The organism is uncultured Campylobacter sp. (genome assembly GCF_938045405.1).
Taxonomy (GTDB): Bacteria; Campylobacterota; Campylobacteria; order Campylobacterales; family Campylobacteraceae; genus Campylobacter_B.
Genome location: NZ_CALIMW010000296.1, coordinates 33,860 through 44,486, shown reverse-complemented (window position 1 = coordinate 44,486; position 10,627 = coordinate 33,860). Strand labels below are relative to the sequence as shown.

7 protein-coding genes are annotated in these 10,627 nt (G+C 48.3%); 4 read left to right on the top strand and 3 right to left on the bottom strand.

Annotated features, from left to right (window positions below; all coding sequences use genetic code 11):
* Window positions 1–224: 224 nt before the first annotated feature.
* A complete protein-coding gene (locus Q0140_RS12200; protein WP_297964947.1) occupies window positions 225–995 on the bottom strand; it encodes an ATP-binding cassette domain-containing protein in 771 nt (256 codons plus the stop codon).
* Window positions 992–2,095 carry an ABC transporter permease gene (locus Q0140_RS12195; RefSeq protein WP_297964945.1) on the bottom strand — a complete coding sequence of 368 codons (1,104 nt, stop codon included), beginning with the start codon at window positions 2,093–2,095 and terminating at the stop codon, window positions 992–994. The genes Q0140_RS12200 and Q0140_RS12195 overlap by 4 nt, the downstream gene beginning before the upstream one ends.
* An 80-nt stretch (window positions 2,096–2,175) precedes the next feature.
* Between Q0140_RS12195 and murJ the strand changes: the two genes are divergently transcribed.
* The 4 genes from murJ to Q0140_RS12175 all read left to right on the top strand — a co-directional run bounded on the left by murJ (window position 2,176) and on the right by Q0140_RS12175 (window position 9,362).
* Complete coding sequence (murJ, locus tag Q0140_RS12190; protein WP_297964943.1) at window positions 2,176–3,573, top strand: murein biosynthesis integral membrane protein MurJ; 1,398 nt, start codon at window positions 2,176–2,178, stop codon at window positions 3,571–3,573.
* Complete coding sequence (cysS, locus tag Q0140_RS12185; protein WP_297964940.1) at window positions 3,560–4,990, top strand: cysteine--tRNA ligase; 1,431 nt, start codon at window positions 3,560–3,562, stop codon at window positions 4,988–4,990. The genes murJ and cysS overlap by 14 nt, the downstream gene beginning before the upstream one ends.
* A 987-nt stretch (window positions 4,991–5,977) precedes the next feature.
* Window positions 5,978–7,699 carry an ABC transporter ATP-binding protein gene (locus tag Q0140_RS12180; protein WP_297964938.1) on the top strand — a complete coding sequence of 574 codons (1,722 nt, stop codon included), beginning with the start codon at window positions 5,978–5,980 and terminating at the stop codon, window positions 7,697–7,699.
* A 511-nt stretch (window positions 7,700–8,210) separates the two neighbouring features.
* Window positions 8,211–9,362, top strand: coding sequence for an MFS transporter (locus Q0140_RS12175; protein WP_297964937.1), 1,152 nt, complete (start codon window positions 8,211–8,213; stop codon window positions 9,360–9,362).
* 10 nt (window positions 9,363–9,372) lie between these two features.
* On the opposite strand, the gene Q0140_RS12170 is transcribed toward Q0140_RS12175, so the two are convergent.
* The gene (locus tag Q0140_RS12170) at window positions 9,373–10,563 is read right to left on the bottom strand and encodes an MFS transporter (RefSeq protein WP_297964936.1); all 1,191 of its coding nucleotides are present in this window, start codon (window positions 10,561–10,563) and stop codon (window positions 9,373–9,375) included.
* Window positions 10,564–10,627: the final 64 nt, after the last annotated feature.

The window sequence follows — 10,627 nt, the reverse complement described above, 5'->3', positions numbered from 1 at the left end:
ATGCGCTATCCAATAAATGCGCCCTTAAATACGACCCGCCTAAATTTTAAAATTTTGATTGAGCCGCTAAGGTCTAAATTTTAAAATTTAAGCCCTGCGGAGCCCGGAATTCCTCGCTAGGTTTAAAATTTAAAATTCTTCCGCTGCTATTTTAAAATTTCAGCTCCTACCTATCTAAATTTTACCCGCCACGATGCATATTTCGGCTCGGTAAATTCCGAAGCTCAATCCCTTTGCCGCATCTTAAATAGCTCTTCAAGCGGATTATTATCTAGGCTTGAAATCTCCTCGATGCTTCCTTCAAAAGCGATTTTTTGATTATCCACGATCAAAAACCGATCCAAAATGTCAAAGATACTATCCACGTCGTGCGTCACCATCACGACCGTGACGCCGAGGCTGTCCCTAAGCTCGCAAACAAGCCTATCAAGGGCTCTGGCGCTGAGCGGATCAAGCCCCGAGTTCGGCTCGTCCAAAAATAAAATTTCAGGGCTAAGTGCTAGCGCGCGAGCCAGCGCCACGCGCTTTTTCATACCGCCGCTAAGCTCGTTTGGGCTAAGCGCGGCAGCCTCTTTTTTAAGTCCCACCTTTTGGATCCAAAACATCGATAGCTCATCTATCTCGCGCTCGCTAAATTTAGAGTATTCGCGAAGCAGCACGCCTACGTTTTCGAGCACGCTCATTGAGCTGTAAAGCGCACCGAACTGAAACATCACGCCGCATTTTAAGCGGATCTCGTTTTGCTCCGCTTCGCTCGCGCGCCAAATATCGCGCCCAAAAATTTTAATCTCGCCGCTTTGCGGGCGCTTTAAAAATATGAGCGTTTTCATTAACGTCGTTTTGCCGCTACCGCTGCCGCCTAAAAAGCCGTAAATTTCGCCCCTTTTGATGCTAAAACTCACGCAATCGTGCATAACGCGCGATCCGTACGCGGTAGTAATGTCGTGCGCGACTATAATTTTAGCGCTTTCGCTAGATTGCACTTGCTCGCTCATAACCCGATTTCCGAAAACAAAACCGCAAATACCGCGTCGATCGCGATAACCCAAAATATCGCGTTTACGACGCTAATGGTAGTGTATTCGCCGATGCTTTGGGTATTTCCTTTGACCTCAAAACCCCGCATGCAGCCGATGATAGCGATAAATGCCCCGAAAAACGGCGCTTTAATCATACCTACTAAAAAATGCCTAAGCTCTACAGAAGCCTTAAATCTATCCAAATAATCGCTAAAGGCTATGTCTAAATACGCGTCACACACGATCATCTGCGCAAGGATACTCACGCCGTCTGCGATAAAAATAACTAGCGGCATGATTAGTACCATCGCGATAATGCGCGGCATCGCAAGAAAATAAAACGGATCAAAGCCCATCGTCCTCATCGCATCGATCTCTTCGGTGATCTTCATCACGCCGATCTGCGCCGTAAAGCTCGAAGCCGAACGACCTGCGATAACAATAGCAGCGATTAGAGGCGCTACCTCGCGAAGCGTCAAAGCTCCCATTATATCGATGATATAGATGCTGGCGCCAAATTTAGAAAGCATATCCGAGCCTATGTAAGCAAGCACGATACCGATCAAAAATGCCGTCAATGAGACTATGAAAAGCGCGTCTATGCCGCTATCTTTGATGAAATTTACGGTTTCTTTGAAGCGGAATTTCATCGGATGAATTATAAAAGCTGCGAGTTTGGAGAAAAACTCGCCCAAAAAGCTTGCAAGGCTTAGCAAGCCTAAAATTCCAAGATGGCAATAAAGCCCGATCTGCGCTAAAAAATTTAGCCTGCGAGATTCGGGTACGTAGCTAAAATCGATTGTTTTATCATCCATAAAACTTAGAATTTTGGCAGCTTTGCAGCTATCCTCCACAAGGCTGACTCGCTTACCGGCAAGGGCATTTTTGATCATCAGTGCCATGAAATAGTCTAAATTTGAAATTTCGCTTAAGCTTAGCTCCAGCTCGTTTAGATTTTTTACCGCTTTTTTTAGTGCAAGTAGCTGCGATCGCGAACTTTTATAGTTCCACTGCCCGCGTAGCGATAAGGTGTTTTTCCCGCCCGAGCTTTCGAGCGAAAAGGCTAAATTCCGCAAAAATTTCTCTCCAAAATCAAAAAATAGGGGAAATTATAATATAATCAACCTTGGCATTTTATAAAATTTAATGGAGATTTATGCTCAGAGGCTTTTTTACAAATAGCGCAGGCACGCTGGTTTCGCGAGTTTTGGGTTTCGTGCGCGACCTGCTTACCGCATCGGTTTTGGGCGCGGGGATTTATAGCGATCTATTTTTCGTAGCGTTTAAACTGCCCAATCTTTTCCGCAGACTATTCGGCGAGGGAGCCTTTACGCAGGCGTTTTTGCCTAGCTTTACCGCCGCGCGTAAAAAAGGAATTTTTGCCGCAGCGGTGCTAATAAAATTTAGCATTTTTATCGCGCTTTTAACGGCGCTTGTACTGCTTGCTGCGCCCGTTTTTACTAAAGTTTTGGCATACGGATTTAGCGCCGAGCAGATCGGTCTTGCGGTGCCGTACGTGCGGATAAATTTTTTCTACCTTACATTTATCTTTGTCGTTACGCTCTTTGCCTCGCTGCTTCAGTATCGCGATCATTTCGCTACGACGGCGTTTTCGACCGCACTTTTAAATTTAGCGATGATCGTGGCGCTTTTGCTAGCTCGCGGCAAAGACGGCGCCACGGCGGTACTCTATCTTAGCTTCGGCGTCGTAGCGGGCGGGCTTTTACAGCTTGCGGTACACATTTATGCACTGAAGTTCACCGGTATGCTACGCGTCTTAGCTGGCGGCTTTGCGCGGCTTGCGCGTGGTGATAAAGCACAAACGCAGGGCTTTTATAAAAATTTTTTCGCAGGCGTGCTCGGTGCGTCGGCGCTTCAGCTAAGCTCGTTTATAGATACCTTTTTTGCGAGCTTCCTTGCTAGCGGCAGTATCAGCTATCTCTACTACGCCAACCGCATATTTCAGCTGCCGCTCGCGCTTTTTGCGATCGCGCTTAGCACGGCGATCTTTCCGCGCATGAGCAAATTCGTAAAAGCTCACGACGACGCGCAGGCTCTGGTGCTCGTGGAGCGCGGATTTTACTTCCTTTTGACGCTGCTCGGGCTCTCTGCGATAGGCGGCGTGATGCTGCGAAACGAGATCACGCAGCTGCTATTTGAGCGCGGAGAATTTACCCGTCAAAATTCTATCGAATGCGCCGCGGTTCTCGGCGCGTATATGGTAGGGCTCGTGCCGTTTGGGTTGTCTAGGATTTTTTCGCACTGGCTGTATGCGAATATGAAGCAGAAGCTAAGCGCGAAAATTTCGATCTGGTGCGTCTTTATAAACGTCGCTTTGTGCGCGCTGTTTTTTAAACCCTTCGGAGCCGTGGGGCTTGCGTTTGCAAGCACGATAACGGGGGCGTTTCTGCTCGGCTTTAATCTCTATTTTTTTGGATTTAATAACTTTTTGGCTATAATCCGCGCAAAAAAAATTATTGCGATCGCGGCGCTTTGTGCGGGCGAAGCGGCGATTTTATACATTTTAAAAGGCTTGTATTATGGTAATTTATGATAGTTTGAGCAAAAAGAAGCTCCCTTTTAAGCCCATTAGCGAGGGGCTGGCGCGCATTTACGCCTGCGGCCCGACCGTTTATGACGATGCGCATTTGGGGCACGCAAAAAGCGCCGTGAGCTTCGATCTGCTGCGCCGTGTACTGCAAGCGGAGGGCTATGAGGTTAAATTTGCGCGAAATTTCACCGACATTGACGATAAAATTTTAAAAAAGATGGAGCAGACGGGCAAAAGCCTGAAGGAGATCACGGAGCTTTATACTCGCAGATATTTGCAGGATATGAGCGCGCTAAACGTCGAGAACGCGAGCATTTCGCCCAAAGCGACCGAAAATATCGCCGCGATCTGCGAGCTCATATCCTCGCTTCTTCAAAAAGGCTTTGCCTACGTGATCGCGGGTGACGGCATCTACTTTGACACGCGCAAGGACGGGGATTATCTAAGTCTTAGCGGCAAAAAAGAGGGCGCCGGCAAAAACATCGCCCGCGTCGCCTCAAACGATGCCAAACACGACGAGAAGGACTTTGTGCTGTGGAAATTCGACGAGAATTGGTTTGATAGCCCGTTTGGCAAAGGGCGCCCGGGCTGGCACAGCGAGTGCGTCGCGATGATTTTGGCGCACCTTGATAGCGGCGATCCGCAATTTTGCATCGACATTCACGCAGGCGGCGCCGATCTGCTCTTCCCGCATCACGAAAACGAAGCCGCGCAGTGCCGCTGCGCCCGCCATAGAGCGCTAAGCAAATACTGGCTTCACAACGGCTTCGTGCAGGTGAATAACGAAAAGATGAGCAAGAGCCTCGGCAACTCCTTTTTTGTAGGAGATGCCCTAAAAATCGCACCCGGCGAGGCGCTGAGATTTTATCTCTTAAGCTCGCATTATAGGGCAAATTTTAATTATTCGGTGACCGATCTGCTTGCGAGCAAAAAGAGGCTCGATAAAATTTACCGCCTTAAAAAGCGCGTCCGTGACGTTTTGGCTCCCGCTGCAGGGCAAAATTCTGTCCCCGAACTGCCTGCTGCAGAGGTTAAATTTAGATCGGAGATGATGGAGTTTTTAAGCGACGATCTCAACACCTCAGGCGCGCTTGCGGTGCTTGATAGCTTCGTAGCAAGCGCGAACGAAGCGCTAGATCGCGCGCCAAAAGACAAGGCGCTAAAAGCCCGTATCGCCGCAAATTTGGAGTTTGCGAAGCAGACGCTCGGAATTTTATATGAGGATGAGACCGAATACTTTCGCTTCGGCGTGAGCGAGCAGCAAAGGGCGCAGATCGAGGAGCTGATAAAACAGCGCGCGCAGGCGAAGGCGGAAAAGGACTTTGCGAGCGCGGATGCCATCAGGGCGCGCCTTACGGATATGAAGATCGAAGTGATGGATACGCCTAGCGGCACCGTTTGGGAGGTCGCAACGGAGTAGAACGTAAAATTTTACGTTAAATTTTACGATTTTTACGATGCGAAGCGCAAATCAGAACGCTAATCCGCGCATAAATTTTAGCGCGATTTTTATTTGCGGCATTTCGGGTACGGCCGCGCGGTTTTGTTCAGTGATACGGTGCAGGAGCGATGCGATGTACGGCACGACGCAGCGGCGAAGGCGCAAGGCGGGTGCAATTTTCATTCGGCGGCGCAGCTGATACAACGGCGCGATATAGCGCAGTACAGCGGTAGCACTACGGCTCGTCTGTGCGTAAATTTTAGTGCGATTTTATGGCAATTGGCGATGCAAAGTTGCGATGCAGCGCAGTGAAAGTAGCACTGCGGTAGCCTGTGCGTAAATTTTAACGCGACTAGGTGCAGTAGAACATGCTGTGGTGACATGCAAATTTTGGCGCGATTTTTATAGCGTATTGTACGCGGGTGCACGCAGCAACGAAAGTCACGATTTCATTCGGTAATGTTGCTGATATAGTGGCGAATGCGCAAGGCAGGTCGCGATTTTATAGTTAGTGCGGTGGTGCAAAAGAGCAATGCAGCGCAACGATGCGAAGTCGCGATAAACGCGATGTTATATTATGATACGGCATTTGTGAGCGCTTTATAGGCACCTTAAAGAGCTCAATGTTTTAAAAATGGCTTTCGAAAGCGAAAGATCGCGATAAATAAAAACTCGCTCGCTTTAAGCGCTTAACGCTTTAAAAGCGGCAAACAAAAAAAGCTAAATCTCGGCGTCGTCCGCACGGTCGCCGCATGCGAGCGAGTTGATTTAGCGAGCTTGCGAAGCGCAAATTAGGCCCGCGCCGCCCCATAAATTTCGTGCTGCCTCGCGGCCGAAATTTTAAAATTTCAAGAATTTTGGGGTTGGAAATTCTAAAATTTCAAGAATTTTGAAATTTCATGAATTTTGAAATTTCATGAATTTTTGGATTTTAAATTTTAAAAATTTTATAAAAAAGGATTGCATTTGAACGGCTTTAAAACTTTACTATCGCGCTTTAAGCCCTATTTTAGGGATTATAAGCCGCAGTTTGCATTGGCGATTTTGGGTATGGTGATGACGAGCGTGGCGACTGCTGCGAGCGCGAAGCTGGTCGAGCCCGTTTTAAATAAAATTTTCGTCGAAAAAAACGAACCGTATCTCTACACGCTTCCGATCGCGATCATCGTGGTTTTCGCGATGAAAAGCGGCGGCGCGTTTATGCAAAACTACTTCACCGCCTTCATCGGTCAAGACACGGTGCGCCGCTTCCGCGATAGGCTCGTCGCAAGCCTCGTGCGGCTGGACGTGGATTTTTTCAACCGCTTCCGCACGGGCGAGCTCATCAGCCGCACGATCAACGACATCGAGCGTATCCGCGTCGTGGTTTCAAATATGATCCCGGATTTTTTCACGCAGATTATTACGATTTTGGGGCTTTTGGGCGTCGTGATCTATCAGAGCCCAAAGCTCTCGTTTTTCGCACTCGTAGTCTTTCCGTGCGCGATATATCCACTCTCGCGCCTTGCAAAGCGGATGAAAAAAATTTCGCGCGAGTCTCAAGAGAAAACCTCCGATATCTCCTCGGCGCTCAGCCAAATTTACTCCAACATCGAAATCGTCAAAGCAAGCAACGCCGAGAGCTTTGAAGTGGAGAAATTTAACGCCGAAAACAAGAAATTTTTCGGTCTAAATTTAAAGGCGGTCGTAACGACGTGCCTGGTAAGCCCGATCATGGAGATGCTAGGCGCCGTGGGTATCGCCGTGGTGATCATCGTCGGAGGACAGGAGGTCATCGCGGGCCAGATGAGCATCGGCAGCTTTTTCAGCTTCCTTACGGCGCTTTTTATGGTTTACACGCCGATAAAAAAGGTCTCCTCGCTCTACAACAATATGCAAGACGCCATCGCCGCGAGCGAGCGGACGTTTGAGCTCATAGATTTGGAGCCTACGATCGTAGGAGGCGGCAAGCAGATGGGCGAGATAGGCTCGGTGAGCTTTTGCGACGTGTCGCTAAACTACGGCAACAAGGCGGCGCTGAAAGATATAAGCTTTGGCGTCAAAAAGGGCGAAATTTTAGCGCTCGTCGGAAACAGCGGCGGCGGCAAAAGCTCGGTCGTGAACCTGCTGATGCGCTTTTACGACGCAAGTAGCGGTAAAATTTTATTTAACGGCAACGACGAGATCGGCGAGTTTAGCATCCCTAGTCTGCGCGAAAATATCGGTCTCGTAAGCCAGCGCGTCTATATTTTTAACGACACGATCGCGCAAAACGTAAGCTACGGCGCGGAATTTAACGAGCAGCGCGTTATAGAAGCGCTCAAGCTCGCCAACGCCTATGAGTTCGTAAGCTCGATGAAGGATGGAATTTACACCGTGCTTAGCGAGTTCGGCGCAAACCTTAGCGGCGGGCAGCGCCAGCGTATCGCCATCGCGCGCGCGCTGTATAAGGACCCGCAAATTTTAATATTCGACGAGGCGACTTCGGCGCTGGATAACGCAAGCGAAAAGGAGATCTCAAACGTCATCGAAAAGATCAAACAAAGCAAAATCGTCTTTGTAATCGCCCACCGCCTATCCACGATCGAGCGCGCCGATAATATCGCCGTGATGAAAAACGGCCGAATACTTGCCATCGGCACCGACGCAAAGCTAACGGCCGAATGCGAGGAGTATCGCAGCCTAAAGGGGATCATGCAAAACGGCTAGAGCTTTAAAATTTTGCCCCTTTTGCGCCCCGGTTTTGTTCTATAAAATTTTGAAATTTTATCTTTAGAAGCAAGTCGCATAAATTTATCCGCAAAGATTGAAATTTTACCTTTAAATTTAGCCGCGCGGATCGCTGCTTTAGCTTGCAGTGCTTTTCAATAAAGCTCGTCTCTTTGGTGCGACGAGGCACGACTACTAGAGCTTTAATGCTTGGATTAAAATTTATCTTAAATTTTTAGCGCTTCGTTGCGGCGCGTCTCTAAATTTAAACGCTCGCGCCGTTTTAAAACCGCTGCGGTAAAATTTTATCGCACGTTGGGCTTTTGGGCGCTACCTGCACTTGATCTTCGGCATCTGTGATAAAATTTTAGCTTTATTTTCCTTTATAAATTTTCGCATCTTTTTAAAATCTCTATCCGAATCGAAATTTTTCAAATATTTTTTACATAAAAACCGAGCTTTAATCAATAAAAGGCTACAATACGCCAAATTTAATTCCAAGGGAAAGTCATTGTTTGAATCTATGCGCGCAGCACGCTCGCTAAGCCCCCTATTTCTGGGGATTTTCTTTATGTTTATCGGCGACGCGCTAGTCATCGCAAGCGCGGGCATCATGCTAAAAGAATCCGGCCACAGCGAGCTTGAGATCGGAGCGATTTCGGCGTTTTTCTTTTTAGGAGCGATCTTTAGCGGCTTTTTCGTGCCTTCGATAATCGGCGCGCTCTCGTACGTGCGGGCATACGCGGTCTTTACAGCGCTTTTCGGAATTGCTGCAATGCTGCACGATCTTGGCTCAAACCTCGTATATTGGGCGATTTTACGCTTTATTTTGGGCTTTTGCTACTACGCGCTTTTGATGATAATCGAAAGCTGGATAAACTCAAAGATCACAAACTCCATCCGCTCCCGCGTGCTGGCGATCTACGAAGCGGTTTTTTACGGCGCGTTTGCGATAGGAGTTATAATTTTGGCGCTAAATTTCGGAACGATGAAGGTCTTCGTGCTAAGCGCATTTTTCATCATCCTAGCACTACTGCCGGTAAATTTAATCCGCTTCAACCCTCCCAGAGTTCCCGCTCGCATGCGCATCTCGATGCCGCAAATTTCGATCGTGCCGCCGCTTGCGTTTGCGACGGTGGTTTGCGCGGGCATTTTGATTAACGGCTTTTTTTCGATGGCGAGCGTTTTCGTGCTAAGCGCAGGGCTTGGAGTGGGCTCGGTGGGTGCATTTATGGGATCGGCGATGGCAGGAGGCTTCTTAGCGCAGCTCGTCTGTGGCACTATTTCAGATAAGTTTGGTCGCAAACGCGCCATAATGATAGTTTGCGTCGTGGGTCTTACTTCCTGCGCGGCGCTATTTTTTGCTAAAAGCTTCATCTTAACGTGCGCACTTGCGCTGATGTTGGGATTTGGCGCCTTTCCTTTGTATTCGCTCGCCATCGCGCGCGCAAACGACTCCATCACCGGCGAGGGTGCATCTCGCGTGCAAATTTCTGCGGCGATGCTCTTTATCTATTCGAGCGCGTCGCTCTGCTCGCCTTTGATAATCGGCGCGATGATGAAATTTTTGGGCGCAAACGGCTTTATCTGGGTATTTTTCGCAGCGATGAGCTTTTTATTCGTATTTGCTATCTTCCGCCCCGAGATCGCGCCGAAAAGATAGCTTTAAAATTTTAAATTTTTTCGTAGATCAAAAATCTATAATAAAACGCCGCGATTGCAAACATAAAGCCCATGCTGAAGGTGATTTGCGAAAGCGAAAATCCAAGCTCGAAAAAAAATCCGATCGCAGCCGACACGAGCGTCGCGACGATGAAATACGCCATGTCGTTGTAGGCGATAACGCGCCCGAAAAACTCCCTGTCGACGTGGCTTTGCAGCTGCGTAAAAGAATACGACCACACCGTCGTGATGAAAAATCCCGCCGCGATCATGCCCGCAAACGAAAGCCAGTAGTTAAATTCCAGCACCGCCCACAGCGCGATGCCCGCAAACTGCCCCAGCAGGATCCAAAAAAAAGTGTGTTTGTTTACGATCTTGCTTAGCCATATCTGCCCGAAAAATGCGGCCGCCGAGCGCGACATATTCATAAGCCCGATGACTAGCGAGGCGCTTAAAATTTCTTTGTATTTATACTTCGCAAGAAGCGCGATGAGATTGTCGTAAGTAGTGACGGCGACGAAGGCGTGAAGGACGATGAGATGCACGACCAAAGGATGTGAGCGCAGGTAAGAAAAGCCCTCCTTTAGCATCTTAAACACCGGCTCACGCGCGTTTCTTGCAAGGTCTTTAAAATTTAGCTGCAGCAGGATGAAAAACGAAAAAACGTATAAGCAAAAATCCAAAATAAATGCCGCTCGCACGCCGAAATAGTGGATAAAAATGCCCGCGCTCGCCATTCCAAAAGTATATGTGATCGTCCAGATAATGCCCGTCATTTCGTTGGCAAGCTTGAGATAAGGACGGCTTAGAAATTTCGGCAGCGTCGAGGATTCGGTCTGAAAAAACAGCGTGCCTGCGACGCTTCGCACGACCACGATCAGAAGCAACAGCCACAGATAATCTAAACTATCTATAAAAATCAGCATGAAAATACTGATCATCTCGGTTATAAACATCGCCGTCATCAGGGGCTTTGGTTGAAATTTATCCACGATGATGCCGTTGATGGGTGCTAAAAAAACGTTCGGCACGAACGAAACGACGCCCACCGCCGTGATCGCCCACACCGGCGCGCCAAGCTCGATTAGAAGCGTAGCGACCCCCACCACCGAAAACCACAAGCCGAACATACATATAAAACCCGCCGAAAAGAGCAGTCGGTAGTTGCGCGAATGTCGAAGCAGGACTATGTATCTGATCATAAAATTTTATCCCGTAAATTTAATATAAAAAATCTAGCGAAATTGTATCACGGCGCGCCTTAAA